We start from the raw sequence: 24,222 nt of genomic DNA, 5'->3' as shown, positions 1-24,222 counted from the left end.
TCTGACACACCCGCCGGTTACCTTTTCCTCATGCTCAGCCACCCCGACCAGCTCAAGGAGCTGCTCGGCATCCCCTTCAACCGGGAGCAGATGCAAGCCATCGGCGCCCCGCTGGAGCCTGCCGTGATCGTCGCCGGGGCCGGCTCGGGCAAGACCACGGTGATGGCGGCCCGGGTGGTCTGGCTGGTCGGATCGGGCGCCGTGCGGCCGTCGGAGGTGCTCGGCCTGACCTTCACCAACAAGGCCGCCGCCGAGCTCGCCGAGCGGGTCCGCACCGCGCTGGCCAGGGCCGGGGTGCGGGACGACGCCGAGGAGGCGGTCGGGGAGCCGGAGATCTCCACCTACCACGCCTTCGCGGGCCGGCTGCTCAAGGAGCACGGCCTGCGGATCGGCATCGAACCGGACGTCCGGCTGCTCGCCGACGCCACCCGGTTCCAGCTGGCCGCCCGGGTGCTGCGCACCGCCCGCGGGCCGTTCCCGCACCTCAGGGACACCTTCAGCACCCTGGTCGCGGAGATCACCGCACTGGACGCCGAGCTGGCCGAGCATCTGGTGGACCCGGAGAAGCTGCGTGACTTCGACACCGGGCTGCTGGACGAACTGGCGACCGCGAAGCTGAGCAACGCCGACCTGCGCGCCGTCCCGGAGGCCGCGGCCGGCCGCCAGGAGCTGCTGCGCCTGGTCGAGGACTACCGCCGCCGCAAGGCCGCCGCCGGGCTGATGGACTTCGCCGACCAGATCGCCGCCGGCGCCCGGCTGGCCGAGCAGCGCCCGGTGGTCGGCGAGCTGCTGCGCGACCAGTTCAAGGTGGTGCTGCTGGACGAGTACCAGGACACCTCGGTCGCCCAGCGGCTGATGCTGGCCGGCCTGTTCGGCCGCCACGGCCACGCCGTCACCGCGGTCGGCGACCCCTGCCAGGCGATCTACGGTTGGCGCGGCGCCTCGGTGGCCAATCTGGACGACTTCCCCCGGCACTTCCCGCAGGCCGACGGCGCCCCCGCGGCGCGTTACGCGCTCAGCGAGAACCGTCGCAGCGGCGGCCACCTGCTCACCTTCGCCAACGGCCTGGCGGCGCCGCTGCGCGCCATGCACGAGGGCGTCGAGGCGCTGCGCCCGGCGCCCGGCGCCGAGCTGGACGGCTTCGCGCGGGTCGCGCTGCTGCCCACCCACGCCGAGGAGGTCGGCTGGCTGGCCGACTCGATCGCCCACCTGGTGCGCACCGGCACCGCGCCGGGCCGGATCGCCGTGCTCTGCCGCGGCAGCGCGATCTTCCCGGACGTCCACGCGGCGCTGGTGGCGCGGCGGGTCCCGGTCGAGGTGGTGGGCCTGGGCGGCCTGCTGCAGCTGCCGGAGGTGGCCGACCTGGTCGCGGTCTGCGAGGTGCTGCAGGATCCGACGGCCAACGCGGCCCTGGTCCGGCTGCTGATCGGCCCGCGCTGGCGGATCGGCCCGCGCGACCTGGCGCTGCTCGGGCGGCGGGCCGCCGAGCTGGTGCGCACCGCCCGTCCGGCCGAGGGCGGCGACCCGCTGCAGGCCGCCGTCGCCCACGTCGACCCGACTGAGGTGATCTCGCTCTCCGACGCGCTGGAGACCTTCCTGGACGCGGCCCAGCATGGGGGCACCTCCCAGCCGGAGGCTGGGGGAGAGCTGCCGTTCTCGCCGGAGTCCCGGGTGCGCTTCGCCCACCTGGCACGGGAGATCCGCGAGCTGCGCCGGATGCTCTCCGAGCCGCTGATGGACGTCCTGCACCGGGTGCTCACGGTGACCAATCTGGAGGTCGAGCTCTCGGCTTCGCCGCTGGCGCTGGCCGCCCGCCGCCGGGAGACCCTGCACGCCTTCCTGGACGTCGCGGCGGGCTTCGCCGACCTGGACGGGGACCCGGGTCTGGTGGCCTTCCTGGCTTTCCTGAGGGCCGCCCAGGACTACGACCGCGGCCTGGACAGCAGCCTGCCCGGCGGCGAGGACACCGTGAAGGTGCTCACCGTGCACAAGTCCAAGGGCCTGGAGTGGGACGTGGTCGCCGTCCCCGGCCTGGTCTCCGGCGCCTTCCCGAGCAACCGCTCGCGCGAGCGGTGGACCAGCCGCCGGCACGTCCTGCCGCACGCGCTGCGCGGCGACGGCGCCACGCTGCCCGCTGTCCCGGCCTGGACGGCCAAGGGCATGACGGCCTTCCGGGACGGCCTGAAGGACCAGACGGCGACCGAGGAGCTGCGGCTCGGGTATGTGGCGTTCACCCGCCCGCGCTCCCTGCTGTTGGCCTCCGGCCACTGGTGGGGGCCGAGCCAGAAGACCCCGCGCGGGCCCTCCGACTTCCTGGACGGGCTGCGCGTGCATGCCGGGCGGCCGGGCTGCGGCGAGGTGGAGCACTGGGCCGAGCCGCCGTTGGAGGGCACCGAGAACCCGGCGCTGGACCAGTCGGTGGAGACCGCCTGGCCGCTGCCGTTGGATCCGGCCGCCCAGCTGGCCCGGCGCCGGGTGGCCGAGGTGGTCGGGCGTCGGCTGGCCGGCCGGCCCGCGCCGGAGCCCGAGCGCCTGGCGCCTGAGGAGCAGCGCCAGGTGGCCTCCTGGGACCGCGACCTGAGCGCGCTGCTCGGCGAGTTGGAGCGCTCCCGGCGGACCGTGCGCGATGTGCCGCTGCCGGCCTCGCTCTCCGCCTCCCAGCTGATGCGGCTGGCCGCCGACCCGGACGGCTTCGCGCACGAGCTGGCCCGTCCGCTGCCCCGCCCGCCGCAGCCCGCGGCCCGCCGCGGCACCCGCTTCCACGCCTGGATCCAGGCGCAGTTCGCGCCACTGCCGCTGCTGGAGGCGGACGCGCTGCCCGGCGTGGACGAGGACGGCATCGAGGACGAGCACGACCTGGAACAGCTCAAGGAGGCATTCCTGCGCGGGCCGTATGCGACCCGGACGCCCTACCGGGTCGAGGCACCGGTGCAGCTGCTGCTGGCGGGACGCGTGGTGCGCGGCCGGATCGATGCGGTGTATCGCGAGCGTGACGACGACGGTGGGTCACCGGGGTTGCCCCGTTACGAGCTGGTGGACTGGAAGACCGGCCACGAGGAGAGCGCCGACCCGCTGCAACTCGCCATCTACCGGGTCGGCTGGGCCGAGCAGCAGCGGCTCCCGCTGGAGCAGGTCACCGCCGCCTTCTGTTACATCCGCAGCGGACGGATCGAAAGACCGGTGCGACTTCCTGACCGGAAAGAGTTGGAAACGCTTCTGATCGGGAACAGTGACTATTAGGTCACAGAGAGCATCCAACTCGTCACGGAGTCGCGCGAAACCAGTGCGGTGTGCGCGTTTCGCGCCTATTGTGGGGTCGTTAACCGGTCACTCGTGTCTTCCGGCCGACGGACAGGCCCCCGATCATCACCCTCAGTCATCGTCGCTGGTGTCCCCACGGCACCGGGCGCCTTCTGCTGGAGAAACCGAAGTTGAGCGCGACCGGATGGTTCAGAGAGCGGTTCGCGGGCCCCACCCCCGGCCCGGCGACCGTGCGCGCGACGGGGACCTGGCCCAGGACCGCGTTGGCCCTGCCGTTCATCGGCATGGCGCTGGTGATCTTCCTGGACTACTTCAGCAACACCGAGGTCACGGTCGAACCCGCGCTCACCGCCGTGCCGGCGCTGGCCGCGATCGTCAGCCGCCGGGTCTGGTACCCGTTGCTGACCGGGGTGCTGGCCGAGGCCGCCGCCTTCGTGATGGCCACCTACAACAACGTGCTCGGCGAGTCCGTGCACAGCGCGACGGTCTTCGCGATCGCCCTGGTCACCGCGATCAGCTGGGTCAGCGTGATGCTCCGGGTCCGCCAGGAGCAGGCGCTGGCCGACGCCCAGTTGGTGGCCGAGATCGCCCGCCGGGTGCTGCTGCGCTCGGTCCCCGACCGGGTGGGCAGCGTGCGGGCGGCGGTGCACTACGCGGCGGCCGCGGCGCACGCCCGGATCGGAGGTGACCTGTACGAGGTGGTCAACACCCGGCACGGGGTGCGCGCGGTGGTCGGCGACGTCCGCGGCAAGGGGCTCAGCGCGGTGGAGACCGCCGCCGCCGTGCTGGGCGCGTTCCGCGAGGCGGCGCACCAGGAACCGGCGCTGGACAAGGTGGCCGGCTGGCTGGCCGTCAGCCTGGACCGCGCGCTGCACGAGAACGAGCACCCGGGCGTGGAGGAGGAGTTCGTCACCCTGGTGCTGATCGGGGTCTGCCCGGACGGCACCGCGGAGATCGTCAACTGCGGCCACCCGGCGCCGTTGCTGCTGCGCGGTGACGGGCCGGCGGTGGCCCTGGAGCTGGACGAGACGGTGCCGCCGTTGGGCGTGCTGGACCCCAGGGACGTCCACCCGCCGGTCCAGCGCGTGCCGTTCGAGCCGGGCGACCGGGTGCTGCTCTTCACCGACGGCGTGATCGAGGCCCGGGACCGGGCCGGTCTCTTCTACCCGCTCGCCGAGCGGCTGCCCGGCTGCGCGACGGGCGCCCCCACGGACGTGCTGCGCCAACTGCACGCGGACGTGGTGCGGCACGTCGGCAAGCAGCTCGGCGACGACGCGGCGATGCTGCTGCTGCAGTACCAGCCGCTTCCCGGCAGCTCCCACCTGCCGCACCAGAACGCCCAGTTGGTGGCCCGCCCGAACTAGGGCGGGTTAGAGCGCGACCTCCACGACCAGCGGGCGGTGGTCCGAGACGCCCACCCGCGGCGCGGAAACCGAGCCGACGGCGGTGCGCGGGACGCCGACCGCGAGCACGTGGTCGAACTGCACGGCCGGGCGGTGCGAGGGGTAGGTGGGCGTGCGGGCGAGGTCGTGCCAGCCCTGCAGGCGCGGGCGCGGCTCGCGGGCCCGGCGGCGGCGCGGTTCGCCCGCCGCCCCCAGCGTGCGGCGGGCGGCGCGCAGTTCGCGCAGCTGCTGGCGCGAACGGGCGCCGCGGTCCAGCGCGGTGGCCCCGCCCAGGACCGTCCGCGGCACGGCCCCGACCAGGTTGAAGTCGCCGAGCACCAGGTAGGGGCGCGGCAGATCGGCGATCCACCGCCGGATACCGGCCAGTTGGGCCATGTTCCAGCCCGGCACGAAGGACAGGTGGGTGGCGACCACCGTGAACGGGCCGCTCGGGCCCTCCAGAACGGCGGCGAGAGCCGCCCTCGGCTCGTCCGGGACCGGCGTCAGGCCGCGTCGGCCGGCCACCCGCAGCGGCAGCCCGAACGGCGCGGGCGCGAACCGCCGGGCTTGCCAGTGCCGGACGGGCAGCCGGGTGAGCAGGGCCGTCCCGTAGGAGGGCAGGTCGACGGCGGTGCCGACCTCGTCCGGACCGTAGACCCGCAGGCCCGGCACCTCCGGGTCGCGCAGCCAGCCGGCCACCGGCGCCGGGCGGCCGTGCAGTGCGGCGGCGAACCGCCAGTCGGCGGCGCCCATCGCCTTGGCGGCCACCGCCGTCTGGTCGGTCAGTCCGGAGCGCTCCTGGTGGCGGTCGACCTCCTGGATGGCCAGCACGTCGGCGTCCAGCGAGGCGATCGCCTCGTGGAGGGGGTCCCCCCACCCGGAGGCCGGGGGCTGATCGCCGGGCCCGGCGGGGTAGGGCAGCGGACTGCCGTCGGCGGCCAGCGGCTGGCCGTGCAGCAGGTTGAAGGTGGCGATGCGCAGATTGCTCACACCGCACGACGGTACGCCCTGGCGATGACGCCGAAGGCCGTGGCTTGAGCCTTGACCGCATACCGGGTATACATACGTAGTATGTCCATCCGTCATGGCCTGCTCGCCCTGCTCGACCAGGGCCCGCGCTACGGCTACCAGCTCCGCGTCGAGTTCGAGGCCCGCACCGGTGCCACCTGGCCGCTCAATGTCGGCCAGGTCTACACCACGCTGGGCCGCCTGGAACGTGATGGCCTCGTCGTCCCGGACAGCGAGGACGAGGAGGGCCACCTCTTCTACGCCGTCACTGACAAAGGACGCGCGGAACTGCGTTCCTGGTTCGACACCCCGGTGCCGCGCACCAGTCCGCCCCGCGACGAGCTGGCGATCAAGCTCGCGATGGCGGTCACCGTCCCCGGGGTCGACGTGCACGCCGTCGTCCAGGCCCAGCGCCGGCACAGCATCAAGGCACTGCAGGACTACACCCGGCTGAAGGCCCGCGCGCTGGCGGGGGAGTCCACCTCCAGCGAGGGTGACGACCGCTCCGACCTGGCCTGGCTGCTCGTCCTCGACCAGCTGATCTTCCAGACCGAGGCCGAGGTCCGCTGGCTCGACCACTGCGAGACCCGGCTCGCCCAGTACAGCGAGCGGCAGGCCGATCTGCCCGCCCCGAGCGCCGCTTCCGATGCCCCGAAGGCACGGCGCCGGACCCGGGCCTGACGGCCCGCCCACCACTTCGAACCACGGAACAGCTGGGGGAACCTTGACCGACACCTTTCCTTCCACGACCCTCGCCGCCTCGCGCACCGAACCCGTCCTGCACCTCGCCGAGGTGAGCCGGGTGCACGGCCAGGGCGCCGCCCAGGTGCACGCGCTGCGTACGGTCGACCTGCGGGTCTACCCGGGGGAGTTCGTCGCGGTGATGGGACCCTCCGGCTCCGGCAAGTCCACCCTGCTCACCCTGGCCGGCGGCCTGGACAGCCCCACCGACGGCAAGGTGCTGGTGGAGGGGCAGTCGCTCGGCGACCTCTCGCGCAAGCGGCTGGCCCAGGTCCGTCGCCGCTCCATCGGGTACGTCTTCCAGGACTACAACCTGATCCCGGCGTTGACCGCCGCCGAGAACATCATGCTGCCGCGCGAGCTGGACGGGATCTCCAGCCGGGCCGCCCGCCAGGAGGCGTTGGCGGCGCTGGAGGAGGTCAACATCGGGGAGCTGGCCGACCGCTTCCCCGACGACATGTCCGGCGGTCAGCAGCAGCGGGTGGCGATCGCCCGCGCGCTGATCGGCGACCGCCGGCTGGTCCTCGCCGACGAGCCCACCGGCGCGCTGGACTCCACCACCGGCGAAGCCGTCCTGGCCGTGCTGCGGACCCGCTGCGACGCGGGCGCCGCCGCGGTCATGGTCACCCACGAGGCCCGGCACGCCGCCTGGGCGGACCGGGTGGTCTTCCTGCGCGACGGCCGACTGGTCGACGAGACGGGCCGCCAGGACGCCAGCACGCTGCTGCTCACCGCGGCCACCAACAGCCTGAACGGGCCGGTGACCGAGTGAAGCTCTCAGCCTGGCGGGTCGCCCTGCGGATCGCCCGCCGCGACGCCCTGCGCGCCAAGGGCCGCAGCGCCCTGGTGCTGGCCATGATCGCGCTGCCCGTGCTGGGGGTGACCGGCGCCGACGTGGTCTACCACAGCAGCACCCTGACCCCCGCCGAGACGGCCACCCGCACGCTCGGCCGGGCCGACGCGCTGATCGCGGCGCTCTCGCCCGGGCTGACCGTGCTCCAGGCGCCCAACCCCAACGACGGCACGAGCGCCGACCCCTCGCAGCAGACCGGTCCCAAGAACGCCGAACAGCAGCGCAGTGCCACGACCGATCCGCTCACGCTGGCCAAGGAACTGCTCCCGGCCGGTTCGGTGCTGACCCCGGTGCCGTACACGCCGAGCGTGCTGGCCAGTTCGGTGGACGGGTTGCTCCCGGCCGACAGCGACGAGGCGGACCTCACCGATCCGGTCTGGAAGGGCCGGATCGACCTGGTGAAGGGCCGGCCGCCCGCCGCGGCCGGCGAGATCGCCGTCACCCAGGCCTTCCTGGACTCCTCGGGTCTCAAGGTGGGCTCCACCACCACCCTGCGCGGCGTCAGTGACACGCCCTTCACCATCACCGGCGTCGCCGAGTACCCGAACGACCTGAAGCGGGTCAGGGTGGTCGGCCGGCCCGGCGCGCTCTCCGCGCCGACCCAGACCGGCACCGGACGGGCCGTCCGGGCCAGCCAGTGGCTGGTCAGGCTGCCGGGCGGGGCCGCGCTGGACTGGGCCAAGGTCCAGGACCTCAACAAGTACTCCTTCACGGTCGCCTCGCGGGCCGTCCTGCTGGACCCGCCGCCGCGCTCCGCGGTGCCGTACTACGTCCAGGAGGACCGGCGCGGCTTCGGCGGCGGTCCGATCGACCAGAGCACGATGGTGATCCTCGGCACCGTGATCGGCATGGCGCTGCTGGAGATCGTGCTGCTCGCGGGTCCGGCGTTCGCCGTCGGGGCCAGGCGCTCACGTCGTCAGCTGGGGCTGATCGGCGCGGGCGGCGGCGACCGCGCGCACATCCGCTCGGTGGTGCTGAGCGGCGGTGTGGTGCTGGGAGTGGCCGGGGCCGCGATCGGTGCGTTGGTGGGGGTGCTGCTCGTCGTGCTCACCAGGCCGTGGACCGAGGAGTTGGCGGGCCAGCGCTTCGGACACCTCGCGGTCGAGCCGCTCGACCTGCTGGGCATCGTCGCGATCGGCCTGGTCACCGGGCTGCTGGCGGCGGTGGTGCCGGCGCTGCAGGCCTCTCGGCAGGACGTCGTCGCGGCGCTGACCGGGCGCGGCGGGATCAAGCCGCCGTCCCGGAAGCTGGCGGTGCTCGGGGTGCTGATGGTCTGCGGCGGTGCGGCGCTGGCGCTGCTCGGCGCGGCCAGTGGCTCCGGCGACCGGACGGTCGCGGTGCTGGGCGGGTCGATGGTCGCCGAACTCGGCATGGTCGCCTGCACGCCGATGATCGTCGGCCTGTTCGGCAGGCTCGGCCGTTGGCTGCCGCTCGGACCGCGCCTGGCACTGCGCGACTCGATCCGCCACCGGGGGCGCACGGCGCCGGCGGTCGCGGCCGTGATGGCGGCGGTGGCCGGGTCGGTCGCGGTCGGCATCTACGGAGCCAGCAGCGACGAGCAGAGCCGTCAGGAGTACGTCGCCTCGGCGCCGCGCGGCGCCGTCACGCTGTCGGCCGGGTACGGCGCCAGTGCCGGCGGCGACCTGCTGGCGGCCCAGCGCGGCGCGGTGGAGCGGTCGATCGCCGACCTCGGTCCGCGGGCCGACGTGAGCAGCGTCGACTACGGCGGTACCTGTCACACCAGCGGATCCAACTGCGGCCAGCTGGAGTTGGAGGTGCCGCCCGAGAAGCGCTGCCCGGACGCCGGCGACAGCCCGTACATCCCCTACAGCGCACGCAACAGCACCGACCCGCGCTGCGACGCGCGGCAGGCCGACTTCGGCACCACCTTCGGCTCGGTCATCTCGGGTGACAGCACGGTGCTGCACAACCTGTTCACCCTGCACGACCCGGCCGTCGAGCAGGCGGTGGCGCAGGGCAAGGTGGTGGTCTTCAGCGACCGGTACGTCAAGGACGGCAAGGTCACCTTCAAGCTGACCGACCCCTACCCGCGGCAGGCCGACGGGGTGCGGAGCTCCGGGCCGTCGGTCGAGCCGCCCAGCCACGAGGTCACCGCCGACGCCGTCGTGGCGTCGGTGACCGACCCCGCGGCGCAGGCGTACGTCCCGCAGGCCACCGCGGTCCGGCTCGGCCTGACCGTCTCCGACGGCGGCTCGGTCTGGCTGCCGGCCGCGACGCCCTCCTCGGGCGAGGAGCAGAAGGCCACCGCCGCGGTCGCCAAGAACGGCGCCGACAACTGGAACTTCCACATCGAGCGGGGGTTCCGCTCCACGCACACGCTGATCGTGCTCGGGCTGACCTTGTTCGCGGGGCTGGTGGCCCTCGGGGCGGCGGGCATCGCCACCGGCCTGGCCTCGGCCGACTCGCAGCAGGATCTGACCACCCTGGCGGCGATCGGCGCGGCGCCGCGGATCCGCCGCACGCTCTCCGGACTGCAGTGCGGGGTGATCGCGGCGATGGGCGCGGTGCTCGGCACGGTCTGCGGGGTCGTCCCGGCGGTTGCCCTGCGCAAGGTCGTGGCGGACACCGGGTTCCACCAGTCGGCGCACGCCGTGATCGCGTTCCCCTGGCTGACCATGGGGCTCACGCTGGTGGCGCTGCCGCTGCTGGCCGCCGGGCTGGCCATGCTGCTGACCCGTTCGCGGATCACGCTGCTGCGCCGGGCCGGCTGACGGTACGCGAGTGACGCAGGTTACAGCGCCTCCGTGGCCCGGGAACGGGACCACGGAGGCGCGCGGGTATCGGGGAGAACTAAAGTCGTCCGTATGACGAAAACCCCGGACAGCGTCGTCCGCTCCTTCATCGACCAGCACCAGGCCGACTTCCTGCGGGACCTGTCGGACTGGCTGAGCATCCCGTCGGTCTCGGCCGACCCAGGGCGTTCGGGGGACGTCCGGCGCTCCGCCGAGTGGTTGGTGGCGAAGCTGGGCGAGACCGGGTTCCCGGTGGCGGAGGTCTGGGAGACGGACGGCCTGCCGGCGGTCTTCGCCGAGTGGCCCTCGGGTGACGCGGGTGCGCCGACCGTCCTCGTCTACGGTCACCACGACGTCCAGCCGGCCGCCAAGGAGGACGGCTGGGACACCGAGCCGTTCACCCCCGTGACCATCGGCAACCGGCTCTACGCCCGGGGTGCGGCTGATGACAAGGGCCAGGTCTTCTTCCACACGCTGGGGCTGCGCGCGCACCTGGCGGCCGGCGGGCGCACCGCCCCGGCCGTCAACCTCAAGCTGCTGATCGAGGGCGAGGAGGAGTCCGGCTCGCCGAACTTCGGTGCGCTGATCCGCCGCGAGAGCGAGCGGCTGGCCGCCGACGTGGTGGTCGTCTCGGACACCGGCATGTGGGGCGCGGACACGCCGACCGTCTGCACCGGCATGCGTGGCATCGTCGACTGCCAGGTCGACCTGTTCGGCCCGGACAGCGACATCCACTCCGGCTCGTTCGGCGGCGCCGTGCCGAACCCGGCCACCGCCGCGGCCGAGCTGGCCGCGGAGCTGCACGACGCCGACCGCAGGGTCGCCGTCCCGGGCTTCTACGACGGCGTCGTCGAGCTGACCGACCGTGAGCGCGAGCTCTTCGCCCGGCTGCCCTTCGACGAGGCGCAGTGGCTGCGGGTGGCCAAGTCGCACGGCGTCCAGGGCGAGGCCGGCTACACCGTCCTGGAGCGGGTGTGGGCCAGGCCCACCGCCGAGGTCAACGGCGTCTGGGGCGGATACACCGGCCCCGGCCGCAAGACCATCGTGCCGGCCGAGGCGCACCTCAAGCTCTCCTTCCGGCTGGTCACCGGACAGGACGTGCACAAGATCGAGCAGCTGGTCCGCAACTGGGTCGCCGACCGGCTCCCCGCGGGCATCCGGCACGAGATCGTCTTCAACGCCCACACCCGGCCCTGCCTGACCCCGCTGGACCACCCGGCGCTGCAGTCCACCGTCCGGGCGATGGGGCGGGCCTTCGAGAAGGAGATCCTCTTCACCCGTGAGGGGGGCTCGGGACCGGCCGCCGACCTGCGGGACGTGCTCGGCGCGCCGGTGCTCTTCCTCGGCATTTCGGTGCCCTCGGACGGCTGGCACTCGGTCAACGAGAAGGTCGAGCTCGACCTGCTGCGCAAGGGCGTGGAAGCCACCGCCTACCTCTGGGGCGACCTCGCCGAGAACTTCCGGCCGGCCGAGGCGGCGGGCCTGGCCGCCGCGGCCGACGACCACTGACGGCACCGGCCGTCGGCCGCTGATGAATCTTCGATCGGGGACGAACCATCGTGAGCACCATGCCTGACACCGAACGGACCCTCCAACTCGTCCTCGCCAGAGCGGGAGTGGACCGGGCGGCCCATCACCGGCAGGACGAGCCGTGGCTCGCGGCCGCCTGGAGCCACCCCACCACCAAGGTGCTGCCGATCGCCGGCGGCGAGGTCTTCGTGGTGGACACCGAGGCCGGCGCCGAGCTGGTGCTGCTGCCCTCGTTCGAGGCCCCGCAGGTCGGTGACCGGTACTTCCTGGGCACCGACGAGGAGGGCGTCTCGTACTTCGCGCTGGCCGGCGAGACGCTGCCGGGGCGGCTGGACGGCGACGCCCGCCCGGCCGGGCTGCGCGAGGTCGGCGCGAGCCTGTCCGACCGCGACGCCGGGCTGCTGGTGCACGCCGTCGCGCTGGAGCACTGGCACCGCCTGCACAGCTTCTGCTCGCGCTGCGGGCACTCGACCGACAAGGCCGGCGCCGGGCACCTGCGGCGCTGCACCTCGTGCGCGGCCGAGCACTACCCGCGGACCGACCCGGCCGTGATCATGGTGGTCACCGACGAGGAGGACCGCTGTCTGCTGGGCCGCCAGGCGCTCTGGCCGGAGGGCCGCTGGTCCACGCTGGCCGGGTTCGTCGAGCCGGGCGAGTCGATCGAGCAGGCGGTGGCCCGTGAGGTCTTCGAGGAGGCCGGGGTCAAGGTGGCCGAGGTCAGCTACGTGGCCAGCCAGCCGTGGCCGTTCCCGGCCAGCCTGATGCTGGGCTTCGTCGCCAAGGCGGACCCGGACGGCACGGCGATCACGGTGGACGGCGAGGAGCTCTCCGAGGCGCGCTGGATCTCCCGCGAGGAGCTGCGGGCCGGGATGGAGTCGGGCGAGATCCTGCCGCCGTCGGGCATCTCGATCGCCCGGCACCTGGTCGAGCTCTGGTACGGCGAACCGCTGCCGCCGGCCGCTCGCTGGTAGCGCGCCGGAAACCAGCGCGGGAATGCTGACGGGGGTGTGCGGGAATCAGCGCACGCCCCCGTTCCCATGCGATCATCCGTGATCGATTCAGAGGCAATTCCAGAAAAGTTCCAGCCAACAAGTGGCGGCCTTTTCGGACGGGCGCGGGGCGCTCACGGGCTCTGCCCCGCGGGCCGTCGGCCGCCTGCCGCCACCGGGGTCGGTCGCCAGGCCCCGGCGGCCGGGGCCCCGGTGCCGACCGGCCTGGACGGGCCAGGTTGGAATCAATTCGACGGCCATTGACCCGGCATCCGGACCGGCCAGTCGGGCAATCCCCAATCCTGGCCAATAATGGCTGGTTTAGCTGAAATGGTGTGGCGCGAATCGCTACATTCCCCCTGTGACCATCTCCAGAGGAAGCGTTCCGTCCCCCAAGTACCAGCGGCTGGCCGCCGATCTGCGCCGGCGGATCGCGGCCGGCGAGTGGCGCGCCGACGTGGCGCTGCCGGTGGAGTCCGAGCTGGAGCAGCAGTACGGCGTCGCCCGCAACACCGTGCGGCTCGCGGTGGACGTCCTGGTCAACGAGGGCCGGCTGGTCAGGCTGCAGGGCAAGGGCACCTACCTGAAGGACCATCCGGTCCTGGACCACCGCGCCTTCGGGCCGCCGCCGGCCGGCCGGCTGATCCCCGCCCAGCGGGACAGTCTCGCGGCGCCCAGCGAGGTCTACACGAACGAGGCGACCGAGGCGGGCCGCTCCTTGACGGTGGACTTCGAGATGCTGATCGTCCGGGCCCGGGTGGACATCGCCGAGCGGCTCGGCCTGCGGCCGGGGGAGGCGGTGGTGGTCCGCCGCCAGCTGCGGCTGATGGACCGCGAGCCGTATTCGATCGAGGAGAGCCACTACCGCGCGGGACTGGCGGCCGGCACCGCCCTGATGGAGCCCGACCCGGTGCCGGGCGGGGACGAACAGGTGCTGATCGAGCTGGGCCGCACCGAGGTCGGCGCGGTCGACCAGCTGGTCTCGCGGATGCCGGGGCCGGAGGAGTCGCAGTGGTTCCAGGGCGGGCCGGGCGTGCCGCTGCTGGTGCAGACCCGGGTCACCTACGACGGGCGCGGGCCGGTCCGGGTGATCGAGACGCGCTACTCGGCCGACCGCTGCCGGCTGGTGTACGGGCTGGGCGAGTTGTCGGCCCGGCCCGGTCCGTGACCGCTCGGCGGCCCCGGGGCGGGAGGCCTCGGGACCGCCGGGTGCGCGCCGCTCAGCCGGCCAGGGCGGCCTGGACCTGACGCAGGCTCGGGTTGGTCATGGCGACCTGCTCGCCGCCGGCGGTCGGGGTCACCAGCACGGTCGGCACCACCTGGTTGCCGCCGTTGACCGACTCCACGTAGGCCGCGGACTTCGGGTCCTGCTCGATGTTGATCTCGGTGTAGCCGATGCCGGCGCGGTCCAGCTGGCTCTTCAGCCGCTGGCAGTAGCCGCACCAGGTCGTGCTGTACATCGTGACGCTGCCGGACATCGAAAGGACTCCTTCGCCCAGGGGAATGGTGCTGTCGCGCTGCACAACGCACCGGACGCGGCGCTGATTCCTGGGCCCGTGGTCCGCTGCCAGGGTGTACCAGGCGACGTGGGCCGATCGTCGTACCGGACCTGTGGACAACTCGCGGCGGATTGTCGTCGGGGCCTGCCAGGATGGTCGTATCGGGTGCCGCGGCCCACAGGAGTCCGCCCGCGGGGCTGAGAGGATGGACCGCATGCAGGAAGAGCTCATCACCGGTGACCCCCACGGCGCGAACCACCTCCCCGGGCTGTCCGGGGGCGGGCCGGCCCCCTTCGGCGGCGGCTACGCCGGCCGGCCGGGGGACGCCGACGCGGTGCTGGCCGGGCTCGACCCCGAGCAGCGTGCCGTCGCCACCGCGCTGAGCGGGCCCGTCTGCGTCCTCGCGGGCGCCGGGACGGGCAAGACCAGGGCGATCACCCACCGGATCGCCTACGGCGTGCGCAGCGGCGTGTTCCAGCCCCAGCAGGTGCTGGCCGTCACCTTCACCGCGCGGGCCGCGGGCGAGATGCGCGGCCGGCTGCGCGAGCTCGGGGCGGAGGGCGTGCAGGCCCGGACCTTCCACTCCGCCGCGCTGCGCCAGCTGCAGTACTTCTGGCCGCGCGCGGTCGGCGGCGAGGTGCCGCGACTGCTCGAACGCAAGGTCCAGCTGGTCGCCGAGGCCGCCGGGCGGACCGGGCTGCGGGTCCAGCGCACCGAGCTGCGCGACCTCACCAGCGAGATCGAGTGGGCCAAGGTCACCCAGATCGTCCCCGACGACTACCCGGTGGCGGTCCTCAAGTCCGGCCGCGACGCCCCGCGCGACCCGGCCGAGATCGCCCGCGTCTACGCTACCTACGAGCAGACCAAGCGCGACCGCAACGTCATCGACTTCGAGGACGTACTGCTGCTGACCGCCGCGATCCTGGAGGACCGCCCGGAGATCGCCGACCGGGTGCGCGCCCAGTACCGGCACTTCACCGTCGACGAGTACCAGGACGTCTCGCCGCTCCAGCAGCGTCTGCTCGACCAGTGGACGGGCGCGGGCGCGAGCCTGTGCGTGGTCGGCGACGCCAGCCAGACGATCTACTCCTTCACCGGCGCGACGCCGGACTACCTGCTGAACTTCCGCACCAAGCACCCCGACGCCACTGTGGTGAAGCTGGTCCGCGACTACCGCTCCACCCCGCAGGTGGTGCACCTGGCCAACGGACTGCTCGCGCAGGCCCGCGGCGCGGCCGCCCGGCACCGCCTCGAACTGGTCTCGCAGCGCGAGGCCGGCCCCGAGCCGGTCTACACCGAGTACGTCGACGAGCCGACCGAGGCCGAGACCACCGCGCACCGGATCAAGGAGCTGCTGGCCAGGACGCCCGAGCAGGGCGGCTGCCGGGCCAGCGAGATCGCCGTGCTGTTCCGCACCAACGGCCAGTCCGAGGTCTACGAGCAGGCGCTGGCCGACCTCGGGATCTCCTACCAGCTGAAGGGCGCCGAGCGGTTCTTCGAGCGTCCCGAGGTGCGTGAGGCCGGCCTGCTGCTGCGCGGTGCGGCGCGGGCGGGGAACGACCCGGTGACGCTGGACGCGCCGGACCTCGCCTCCGAGGTGCGCGCGGTGCTGGCCACCCGGGGCTTCACCGCGACGCCGCCGGCCGGCTCCGGCGCCGTCCGCGAGCGCTGGGAGTCGCTGGCCGCGCTGGTCCGCCTCGCCGAGGAGTTCGAGGCCGGGCGCCGCACGGCGGGCGAGCCGGCGGACCTGGCGGCCTACGTGGCCGAGCTGGACGCCAGGGCCGCCGCCCAGCACGCACCGGCCGTCGAGGGCGTCACGCTGGCCTCCCTGCACGCCGCCAAGGGGCTGGAGTGGGACGCCGTCTTCCTGGTGGGCCTGACCGAGGGCACCCTGCCGATCATCTACGCCAAGACCGACGAGCAGCTGGAGGAGGAGCGCCGGCTGCTCTACGTGGGCGTCACCCGGGCCCGGGTGCATCTCTCGCTCTCCTGGGCGCTGTCGCGCTCGCCCGGGGGGCGCGCGAGCCGCAAGCCCTCGCGCTTCCTGGACGGTCTGCGCCCGGGCTCGGGCTCGGGCGCGGGGCGCTCCGCCGGCGGCGGGCGCGGGAGCGTAGAGGGCGGCGGCGCGGAGCGTGCGGCGGGCCGCAGGGCGCGCGGCCCGGTCAAGTGCCGGGTCTGCGGGCGCACGCTGACCGAGGCGGTGGAGCGCAAGCTGCGCCGCTGCGAGGACTGCCCCTCCTCGATGGACGAGGGCCTGTACGAGCGGCTGCGCGAGTGGCGGGCCCGGCAGGCCAAGAAGCAGGGCGCGCCGGCCTACGTGGTCTTCACCGACGCGACCCTGATGGCGATCGCCGAGGACGTCCCCGCCGACGCCCGGGCGCTGGCGCTCATCTCGGGTGTGGGTGCCATGAAGCTGGACAAGTACGGGGCCGCCGTGCTGTCGTTGTGTGCGGGGGAAGAACCCGAGGAGGAACCGGCCGCGGTCGCGGAGGCCCCCTCGGACGAGCCCTCCGTCGACGCCTCCACGGGCCCCGCAGAGGGTGCTCCGGAGGGGCTGCCGGAGGAGTGGCCCGAGGAGCCCTCGGAAGACTCCTGAAACTCGCCCGTTAAATAGTTTGCGCGCTGTGCATGGTGCGCAATAGCCTGCCGGAGCGGTCAAGGGAACGAGATCGTCGGCCGACCGGGATCACTCCCGAAACGGCTTACCCGTGCGCGCATCGCGTGCAGCAGGACTTGCACGACAGCAGGACAGTTCCACAGCAGGACCGAGACAGACATCCGAACAGCCGGAGCCCGGGGAACCAGGCACCGCGAGACGCCGAGAGGAGGCGACGACAGTGGAAACCATCACGATGATCACCAAACTGACTGGCCAGGCCGTTGTTGCCGCTTCACTGCGTCGTTCCCCCGCGGGTCTTCTCGCGGGCGGAGTCTCGCTGTCCGGTGTCTGCGGCGGTCTGGGTCTCGACGCCACCCGCGTCAGTGTCGCCGGTGCCCTGGGCACGGTGGACGCCGTCGCCAGCCCTGCGGGGACGGGTGTCGAGACGGGTCTGTCCCTCGGCTGGGTCAGCGTCGATGTCGACTCCATGCGTGCGATGCGCAATGAGCGACCGACCAAGGCACCGAAGGCAGTGGACGCGGCGGCCAAGCATGGCGCCTATCTGCAGGTCATCGGTGCCGGAGCAGCCCAGAAGCAGAGCGAGCAGCTGATCGACCAGGCCAAGGCCGCCTTTATCGGGGCCGAAGCCATCCGGATCCGGGCCTTCCGCGGGCCTGAACCCTGGAGAGAGCGAACCTGAGGAAGTCTCAGGTCGGCACCTTTCCAGGGCCGCGGAACCCGTACACCGGGATCCGCGGCCCTTCTGTTTTGCCCGGTACGACAGACCACAAGGCCCCTCGGGGCCTCCGGCCCAGCCCCACCAGTCAGCTGGGGACCGGAACCAGAACTCCAGACGAGGAAGACGCCCACAGTGTCCACGGTCATCACACCGCCCCTCCCGTCCGTACCGAGCACAGCGCCGACCAAGGCCGACCCCGCTCCACTCCCTCCCCCGGAAGGTTCCCTCATGCAGATCACCGCTCTCGACGACACCGAGGCTCTCGGTTCCCCCATCCCGTGTCGCGCCTTCGACCCGGAGGTCTTCTTCGCCGAGACGCCGGCGGACGTCGAGTATGCGAAGTCCCTCTGCGGCACCTGCCCGGTGAAGGAGGCCTGCCTGGCCGGTGCGCTCGACCGGCGTGAGCCGTGGGGCGTCTGGGGCGGCGAGCTCTTCGTGCAGGGCGTCGTGGTGGCCCGGAAGCGGCCGCGTGGCCGTCCGCGCAAGACCGAGGTCGCAGCATGAGCCCGGCGCTTCGAGCAGCAATGGTCCACCGGGATTGCCCCCCGGCGGCCGACGCATTGCGCCACTCCGTTCGCATCGCCGCCGCACAGGCCGATGCCGCAGCACAGCTTCCCTACCCGCCTACGCACCACGAGCAGGACCACACCATGACCGTCACCACCGAACCCAGCACCCGCGCCGAGCGGACCACCGAACTCTCTGTCCAGAACAGGAACCTCGAGATGAATCTCATGCAAGAAAACCTGGCCCGTGCCCATATGCAAGAACGCCTCCAGGAGGCCGAGCACCAACGTCTCGTCCTGCGGGCCGTTCGCGCGGGCCGGCTCAAGCGGCGTGCCGAGCGCGCCTCGATGCGGGCCCGCAAGGTCCTCGTCACCGCCCTGATGTGACAGAGCTGATGTGACAGGGCTGATGTGACGCGCCCGATGGGACGCACCTGATCTGACGCACCGTGTGACAGAACGCCCCCGTGGCCCGCAGTTCGCGGGCCACGGGGGCGTTCTGCTTCTTCCTGCTCTGCTCCTGTGCCTACTCGGCCTCTGCCGCGTAGGCGAAGCCGGGGAGCCAGTCGCGCATCTCGGCCCGGAACGGTGCTTTGGCGCCGAGTTGGCAGAGCACGCCGATGGTGCTCAGCGTGACCCGGTGGATCAGCAGGTAGTCCGGCGGCAGGTTGAGCTGCTTGCCCAGGTTGTAGGCGGGCGAGCGCGGGTCGGCGATCCGGGCGGCCTGCGAACGCATCCAGCTCCGGGTGAAGTGGAAGGTCTCCACCGCCGCCGGCTCGATGATCGGGAGCAGGTAGTCGAGCACCGCGTCCGGATCGAGCTCGATCGAGGGCTTCACGAAGCCCTCGTCCCGCAGCATCTCCAGGACCCCGACGGCGTCGCCGGCCAGGGCCATCCGCAGCGAGTCGCCGATCGGTGTGGGCAACCCGCCCGGCAGCCGGTCGACGGTGCCGAAGTCCAGTACGCCCAGACGCCAGCCGTCGGCCGGGCCGTCGTCCTTGAGCAGCCGGAAGTTGCCGGGGTGCGGGTCGGCGTGCAGCAGGCCCGTCCGGGCCGGGCCGGCGAACAGGAAGCGGGCCAGCAGGTGCCCGGCCCGGTCCCGCTCCTCCTGGCTGCCCTTGGTGATCACCTCGGCCAGCGGGGTGCCACCCAGCCACTCGGTGATCAGCACCTGGTCGGCCTGCGCCACCACGCCCGGCACCACGATGTCGGGGTCGTCGGCGAACTCGTCGGCGTGCGTCTGCTGGGCGGCCGCCTCCAGGGCGTAGTCGAGCTCCTCGGCGACCCGGCTGCGCAGCTCGGTGATCAGCGGCTTGATGTCGAGCCCGGGGATCAGCGGGCCGACCAGCCAGGCCACTCTGCTGAGCTGGCCGAGGTCGGAGAGCAGCGCCTCGCCGGCGCCCGGGTACTGGACCTTGACCGCGACCTCGCGCCCGTCCTGCCAGACCGCGCGGTGCACCTGGCCGATCGAGGCGGCGGCGGCCGGCCGGTCGTCGAAGCTGCGGAACTGGGAGCGCCAGTCCTTGCCCAGCCGCTCGGTGAGCGCCGCGTGCACGCTGGCGGCGGGCATCGGCGGCGCGGCGTCCTGAAGCTTCGTCAGGGCGGCACGGTAGGGGCCGGCGACCTCCTCCGGCAGGGCCGCCTCGAAGACCGAGAGGACCTGCCCGAACTTCATCGCGCCCCCCTTGAGCTCACCGAGGACCTTGAACAGCTGGTCGGCGGTGGCCTGCTGGAGTTCGGCGGTGACGGACTCGGCCGATCGCCCGCCGATCCGCTTGCCGAGCCCGAGGGTGGCCCGACCCGCTATCCCCAACGGCAGGGCGGCGAGCCTTGCGGTGCGGGTCACAGCCTTGCGCGGAAGATCGCTCACCCGGGGCCTCCCAATCAAACGTGTGCCGGCAGTCCCCGCGGCTGCGGTGGCTGGGATACGGCGGTCACTAGGCCATTGTGCCCGGTCGCCCGCAAGCCCCGGTCGTGGCCCGGACGCTGGGGCCCAGCGTGGCGTCGCGGGCCGTTCCGGGCCGTCGCGGGCCGTCGCGCCGCGCTGTGATCCGCAGCGCTGCGATGCGTGGGGCGGCGCCCGTCGGCCGCGGTGCGGTCGTCAGGCCGGAAGCGGTGCGGTCGTCAGGGCCAGAAGCAGCCGCAGTCGGCGTGCGGGGACAGCCGGAGTCTTCGGACCATCCCGTCCGCCGCGGAGACCTCGCACCAGCCGTCGACGCTCGGCGGCCGCTCGCCGGTGAGATGCAGCAGCGTGTGCAGCCCGGCGAGGCCGGCCACGGCCGCCGCGACCGCGCTGTCGCAGGCCGGTGCGCGCGGCCGACCCGGGCCGTCGGCGGCGAGTTGGGCGAGCAGCCGGGGCCAGCAGGCGTCCCGGTCGGTGCGGGTCAGGGCCACGCAGCCGCCGCACGCCGAGGCGCCCGGCAGGACCAGCGGCCCGACCACCCCGAGGTGCTCGACCACCCCGACATAGAGGTGCGGGATCCCGGCGCGCATCAGCTGCCGGGCCTGGACGGCGTCCCCCGCGAAGGCGCCGGTGCCGTCCCGAGGGGTGAGCACCACGAAATGCGGCGCGGGCGGCGCGGAGGGCTCAGAGCACCCGGAGGGCTCGGAGGTCTTGGCCGTGGTGGCCGGGTCGGTTTCCGCCCCACCGGCCGCCCGCCGGACCGCCTCCCGGGCCGCGGTGGTCCGCAATCGCCCGACGTCCTGGAGGGGGATCCCACCGGGTGCGCAGTCGCCGGGCAGCACCCGGCCCTGGTCCGTCACCTCGACCGTGCCCACCCCGGCGGCCGCCAGGGTGGCCGCCACCGCGGCCCCGATCCGGCCTGCCCCGCGCACCTCCACCCGCGCCCGGGTCCGTCGGCGCAGCGCCCGGGCCCCGGCCCCGGGCGCGGGATGGAGCAGCGAGAGCGAGGCGAGGTCGGGCCCGAGGAACTCCCGCCGGGCGGGCGAGTGCCCGGCGAGGGCGGCCTCGACCGCCAGCGCGTCGTCCAGCAGGCCGGCCCCCTCCAGCGAGCGCAGCGCCTGCGCCACATACGCGGGTGTCAGCCCGAGCTGCTCGCTCGCGGCGGTCAGCGCGGTGGCATCGCGGCTGCCGTCCAGCAGATCGAGAAAGGCACAGAAATCGTCGTCCGCACGATCCACCAGCTGGGCCCGCTCGGGGGCCGTTCCGAATTGCAGCGTGTGGTGATCCCGCCAGGCTCGGGACAGCGCTGTTTTGAGCGTCGGGTGCATGACGGGCCCCTTTCCCCTGTCACTCTGGGGAATCGTCCGTTGACGATCCGTGAGGACAGCATGCCCGACCAGGCGGAATTCGGGAAGCCGGTTATCCACAGCCCTGGGGATATGTTCCGGCGATCATTTAACGTACGCGTTCTCGGCTCGATCATCGGTGAAAAGAATTCGGCGTCGGCAGCGGACTTCTGTCACCGCCACCCGGTAACGTCCTGTGCCATGGCAGCCGAACGGGACTCCCAGCCCTCGGCGTCGCCTCGGCGTGCCCGTGCAGCTGCCGGGTCGGGAGTCGCGACGCCCGGTACCCGCGCGCGACCGGGATCGACGCACTCAGCCCCCGCGCCGGCCGGCACCGGCGAACACCCCGCGGCGCCCGCCGGACACGGACCGGTCGAGGTCCGCCGCAGCGCCCGGCGCAGCCGTACGGTCTCGGCCTACCGCGAGGGCGACCGGACGATCGTGTTGATCCCGGCCCGGATGTCCTCGGCCGAGGAGCACCGCTGGGTGGCCCAGATGATCGACCGGCTGGCGGCCCAGGAGAGCCGCCGGACGCTCGGCGACGAGGCGCTGGCCGAGCGGGCCCACCTGCTCTCCCGCGCCTACCTCGGCGGCCGGGCCAGGCCCGAGCAGGTCCGCTGGGTCACCAACCAGAACACCCGCTGGGGCTCCTGCACGCCCAGTGAGCGCACCATCAGGCTCTCGCACCGGCTTCAGGGCATGCCCGAATACGTGCTGGAGTACGTCCTGCTGCACGAGCTGGCGCATCTGCTGGTCCCCGACCACGGCCCGCGCTTCTGGGCGTTGCTGGAGGCCTACCCGCGCACCGAGCGGGCCCGCGGCTACCTGGAGGGGGTGGCCGCGGCCGCCCGGCTGCCGCACGTGCCGGGAGCCCGCGGGGGCGGGGCGGGCGAGGAGCCCGCCCCCTGCGAGTAACGCCGGGCTAGTCGGTGAGCTTGCGGGCGGCCGCGACCAGCGCCCGGAGCGACTCGTCGGTCAGCTCGGGGAGGCGGTCGTAGTCGAACCAGCGCAGGTCCAGCGACTCCTCGCTGATCAGCTCCTGCGCGCCGGGCGGGGCCACCGCGACGTACTGGACGTCCAGGTGGGTGTTCTCCGGCCGGTCCTTGCCGGTGCAGCGCACCTGGTGCCGGTCGAGCTTCACCGGGAGGGGGACGCCGTCGGACTCCAGCAGGGCCAGGCCCGCGATCCCGGACTCCTCGGTGGCCTCGCGCAGTGCGGCTGCCGCCAGCGTCGGGTCGCCGGGCTCGCAGTGGCCGCCCGTCTGCAGCCAGATGCCGACCTTGGGGTGCAGCGTGAGCAGCACCCGGCCGGCCTGCGGGTCGACGACCACCGCGCTGGCCGTGATGTGCGCGGGCAGGCAGGAGCGCCAGAGGCCGTCCGGGTGATCCGCAAGGTGGTCCAGGTAGTCGTGGCGCAGCCGGTCCTGGCCGGCGTCCGCGGTGCTCCAGTCACGCAGCGCGCGGACGGCGTCGGAGTGGATCATGCGTTCGGGTCGTCCTTTTCGTCGTTCTTGGCCGCAGCCTCGCCGAGCAGCTTGTCGATGGCGTCGAAGTCCAGCCCGCCCTCGGCCGGCTCCTCGCCGCCGCGGTGCACGAAGCCGTCCGGGTCGTCCAGGTCGGTCGCGGTGGGCAGCATGTCGGGGTGCTGCCAGAGCGCGTCGCGGCCGTCGATGCCGCGGGCGTCGGCCAGCGAGGCCCAGAGCCGGGAGGCGTCCCGCAGCCGGCGCGGGCGCAGCTCCAGGCCGACCAGGGTGGCGAAGGTCTGCTCGGCGGGCCCGCCGGTGGCGCGGCGGCGGCGCAGCGTCTCGCGCAGCGCGCCGGCCTGCGGCAGGTGCGGCTCGGCGGCGGCATGCACCACCGCGTCGACCCAGCCCTCGACCAGCGCCAGCGCGGTCTCCAGCCGGGCCAGTGCGGCCTTCTGGGCCGGGGTGTCCTCGGGCTGGAGCAGCCCGTTGGAGAGCGCCTCCTGGAGGGCCTCGGGGTTCTCCGGGTCGATCCGGCCCATCAACTCCTCCATCCGGGAGGTGTCGACCTTGATGCCGCGCGCATAGGCCTCGACGGCGCCGAACAGGTGCGCCCGCAGCCACGGCACGTGGGCGAAGAGCCGCTGGTGGGCGGCCTCGCGCAGGGCCAGGTAGAGCCGCACCTCCTCGACCGGCACGCTCAGGCCCTCGCCGAACTCGGCGACGTTCTGCGGCAGCAGTGCGGCCTTGCCGGCCGGGGCGAGCGGCAGGCCGACGTCCGTCGAGCCGACCACCTCGGCGGCCAGCGCGCCCAGGGCCTGCCCGATCTGGGTGCCGAACATCGCGCCGCCCATCGAGCGCATGACGCCCATCAGCGGGCCGGCCATCGACTGCATCTCCTCGGGCAGCACGCCGCCCATGGCGTTGCCGACCCGCTCGGCGACCGGGTCGACGAGCTCCTTCCAGACCGGCAGGGTGGCCTCGATCCACTCCGCGCGGCTCCAGGCCACGGCGGTGCCCGCACCGGAGGGGAACTCGGTGGCGGAGTCCAGCCACAGGTCGGCCAGCCGGACCGCCTCGGCGACCGCCGAGCGCTCGGCACCGCTCACCGAGCGGTCCTTGGCCTTGCCCTCGGCGGGCTCGGCCACCACGGTCTGGCGGGCGATGTCCTTGGCCAGCTCCCAGTTCACCGGGCCGCCGTCGAAGGACAGCATCTGGCCCAGCTGCTGGAAGGCCGCGCCCAGGTCGCCGGGGTTCAGGCCGCCCATCATGGCGGCGAACGGGTTGTCGCCGGCAGCTCCGCCGGGCCCGCCCGCGCCGCCCATCCCGAACAGCGCGCCGAACGGGTTGGCGCCGAAGCCGAACGGCTGCGGCTGGGCCGGGTCGCCCCCGGGCCCGCCGGCCTGCTCGCCCTTGCCACCCTGGCCGGACTTGCCGGTCTGGTCGTCCTTGCCGTCCTCGGGCTCCTCGGGCGGAACACCGAATCCGAAGGGGAGGTCGCTCACGGGTTCCTCGATCTGGTCGGCCGTCACGCGCGGGTGGTGTGGCGGGAAAAGCAAGTCAGGGGACTGCAGGTGGGGGGCGGTTCGGAGCGGGCGAGCCCGCGCCGGGTGCACCGCCGGGCCCTCTCCTCGGGCAGGATGGACGGTAC

At 73.5% G+C, this 24,222-nt stretch carries 19 protein-coding genes; 13 read left to right on the top strand and 6 right to left on the bottom strand.

Annotation, left to right across the window (positions count from 1 at the left end):
• Positions 1-30 precede the first annotated feature (30 nt).
• A complete protein-coding gene (locus BS80_RS16520) occupies positions 31-3,240 on the top strand; it encodes an ATP-dependent DNA helicase (RefSeq protein ID WP_035798197.1) in 3,210 nt (1,069 codons plus the stop codon).
• 191 nt (positions 3,241-3,431) lie between these two features.
• Positions 3,432-4,625 carry a PP2C family protein-serine/threonine phosphatase gene (locus tag BS80_RS16515; protein ID WP_157536315.1) on the top strand — a complete coding sequence of 398 codons (1,194 nt, stop codon included), beginning with the start codon at positions 3,432-3,434 and terminating at the stop codon, positions 4,623-4,625.
• 6 nt (positions 4,626-4,631) lie between these two features.
• On the opposite strand, the gene BS80_RS16510 is transcribed toward BS80_RS16515, so the two are convergent.
• Complete coding sequence (locus tag BS80_RS16510) at positions 4,632-5,633, bottom strand: endonuclease/exonuclease/phosphatase family protein (protein WP_051966690.1); 1,002 nt, start codon at positions 5,631-5,633, stop codon at positions 4,632-4,634.
• A gap of 81 nt (positions 5,634-5,714) precedes the next feature.
• On the opposite strand from BS80_RS16510, the gene BS80_RS16505 reads away from it, so the two are divergent.
• The 6 genes from BS80_RS16505 (at position 5,715) to BS80_RS16480 (ending at position 13,685) form a co-directional block, all read left to right on the top strand.
• The gene (locus BS80_RS16505; protein ID WP_035798195.1) at positions 5,715-6,332 is read left to right on the top strand and encodes a PadR family transcriptional regulator; all 618 of its coding nucleotides are present in this window, start codon (positions 5,715-5,717) and stop codon (positions 6,330-6,332) included.
• Positions 6,298-7,164, top strand: coding sequence for an ABC transporter ATP-binding protein (locus BS80_RS16500; RefSeq protein WP_083974794.1), 867 nt, complete (start codon positions 6,298-6,300; stop codon positions 7,162-7,164). Before BS80_RS16505 ends, BS80_RS16500 begins: the two co-directional genes overlap by 35 nt.
• Positions 7,161-9,977 (top strand): FtsX-like permease family protein, encoded by a 2,817-nt coding sequence (locus BS80_RS16495; RefSeq protein ID WP_035798193.1) that lies wholly within the window; start codon positions 7,161-7,163, stop codon positions 9,975-9,977. The genes BS80_RS16500 and BS80_RS16495 overlap by 4 nt, the downstream gene beginning before the upstream one ends.
• Positions 9,978-10,070: 93 nt before the next feature.
• A complete protein-coding gene (locus BS80_RS16490; RefSeq protein WP_051966688.1) occupies positions 10,071-11,507 on the top strand; it encodes a dipeptidase in 1,437 nt (478 codons plus the stop codon).
• 59 nt (positions 11,508-11,566) lie between these two features.
• Entirely contained in the window at positions 11,567-12,499 is a 933-nt protein-coding gene (nudC, locus tag BS80_RS16485; RefSeq protein ID WP_035801489.1) for an NAD(+) diphosphatase, read from the top strand.
• A 379-nt stretch (positions 12,500-12,878) separates the two neighbouring features.
• Positions 12,879-13,685, top strand: coding sequence for a GntR family transcriptional regulator (locus tag BS80_RS16480; protein WP_035798186.1), 807 nt, complete (start codon positions 12,879-12,881; stop codon positions 13,683-13,685).
• A 52-nt stretch (positions 13,686-13,737) separates the two neighbouring features.
• Here the strand turns inward: BS80_RS16480 and BS80_RS16475 are convergent, their stop codons facing one another.
• Positions 13,738-13,995: a mycoredoxin gene (locus BS80_RS16475; RefSeq protein ID WP_035798184.1), complete on the bottom strand. Its 258-nt coding sequence runs from the start codon at positions 13,993-13,995 to the stop codon at positions 13,738-13,740.
• Between the two features lie 226 nt (positions 13,996-14,221).
• Between BS80_RS16475 and BS80_RS16470 the strand changes: the two genes are divergently transcribed.
• The 4 genes from BS80_RS16470 to BS80_RS16455 all read left to right on the top strand — a co-directional run bounded on the left by BS80_RS16470 (position 14,222) and on the right by BS80_RS16455 (position 18,247).
• On the top strand, positions 14,222-16,612 hold the full coding sequence (locus BS80_RS16470) for an ATP-dependent DNA helicase UvrD2 (RefSeq protein WP_408607382.1): 2,391 nt from the start codon (positions 14,222-14,224) through the stop codon (positions 16,610-16,612).
• A 241-nt stretch (positions 16,613-16,853) separates the two neighbouring features.
• The gene (locus BS80_RS16465) at positions 16,854-17,315 is read left to right on the top strand and encodes a hypothetical protein (protein ID WP_035798181.1); all 462 of its coding nucleotides are present in this window, start codon (positions 16,854-16,856) and stop codon (positions 17,313-17,315) included.
• A gap of 171 nt (positions 17,316-17,486) precedes the next feature.
• Positions 17,487-17,858, top strand: a complete 372-nt coding sequence (locus BS80_RS16460) for a WhiB family transcriptional regulator (RefSeq protein ID WP_269676107.1) — start codon at positions 17,487-17,489, stop codon at positions 17,856-17,858.
• A gap of 146 nt (positions 17,859-18,004) precedes the next feature.
• A complete protein-coding gene (locus BS80_RS16455) occupies positions 18,005-18,247 on the top strand; it encodes a hypothetical protein (protein ID WP_332262174.1) in 243 nt (80 codons plus the stop codon).
• Between the two features lie 139 nt (positions 18,248-18,386).
• Here the strand turns inward: BS80_RS16455 and BS80_RS16450 are convergent, their stop codons facing one another.
• Complete coding sequence (locus BS80_RS16450; RefSeq protein ID WP_035798177.1) at positions 18,387-19,730, bottom strand: ABC1 kinase family protein; 1,344 nt, start codon at positions 19,728-19,730, stop codon at positions 18,387-18,389.
• A gap of 254 nt (positions 19,731-19,984) precedes the next feature.
• The gene (locus BS80_RS16445; RefSeq protein ID WP_035798174.1) at positions 19,985-21,091 is read right to left on the bottom strand and encodes a ThiF family adenylyltransferase; all 1,107 of its coding nucleotides are present in this window, start codon (positions 21,089-21,091) and stop codon (positions 19,985-19,987) included.
• 219 nt (positions 21,092-21,310) lie between these two features.
• Between BS80_RS16445 and BS80_RS39410 the strand changes: the two genes are divergently transcribed.
• Positions 21,311-22,024: a M48 metallopeptidase family protein gene (locus BS80_RS39410; protein ID WP_083974792.1), complete on the top strand. Its 714-nt coding sequence runs from the start codon at positions 21,311-21,313 to the stop codon at positions 22,022-22,024.
• A 7-nt stretch (positions 22,025-22,031) separates the two neighbouring features.
• Here BS80_RS39410 and BS80_RS16435 read toward each other — a convergent pair whose 3' ends face one another.
• Together BS80_RS16435 and BS80_RS16430 are read right to left on the bottom strand one after the other, a co-directional pair.
• Entirely contained in the window at positions 22,032-22,592 is a 561-nt protein-coding gene (locus BS80_RS16435; protein WP_035798172.1) for an NUDIX hydrolase, read from the bottom strand.
• A complete protein-coding gene (locus BS80_RS16430; RefSeq protein ID WP_035801483.1) occupies positions 22,589-24,076 on the bottom strand; it encodes a zinc-dependent metalloprotease in 1,488 nt (495 codons plus the stop codon). The genes BS80_RS16435 and BS80_RS16430 overlap by 4 nt, the downstream gene beginning before the upstream one ends.
• Positions 24,077-24,222: the final 146 nt, after the last annotated feature.

It is taken from the genome of Kitasatospora mediocidica KCTC 9733 (assembly GCF_000744225.1).
GTDB classification, from domain to species: domain Bacteria; phylum Actinomycetota; class Actinomycetes; order Streptomycetales; family Streptomycetaceae; genus Kitasatospora; species Kitasatospora mediocidica.
Note: the sequence above shows the minus strand (reverse complement) of the source record. Positions and strands in the feature narration are given on the sequence as shown.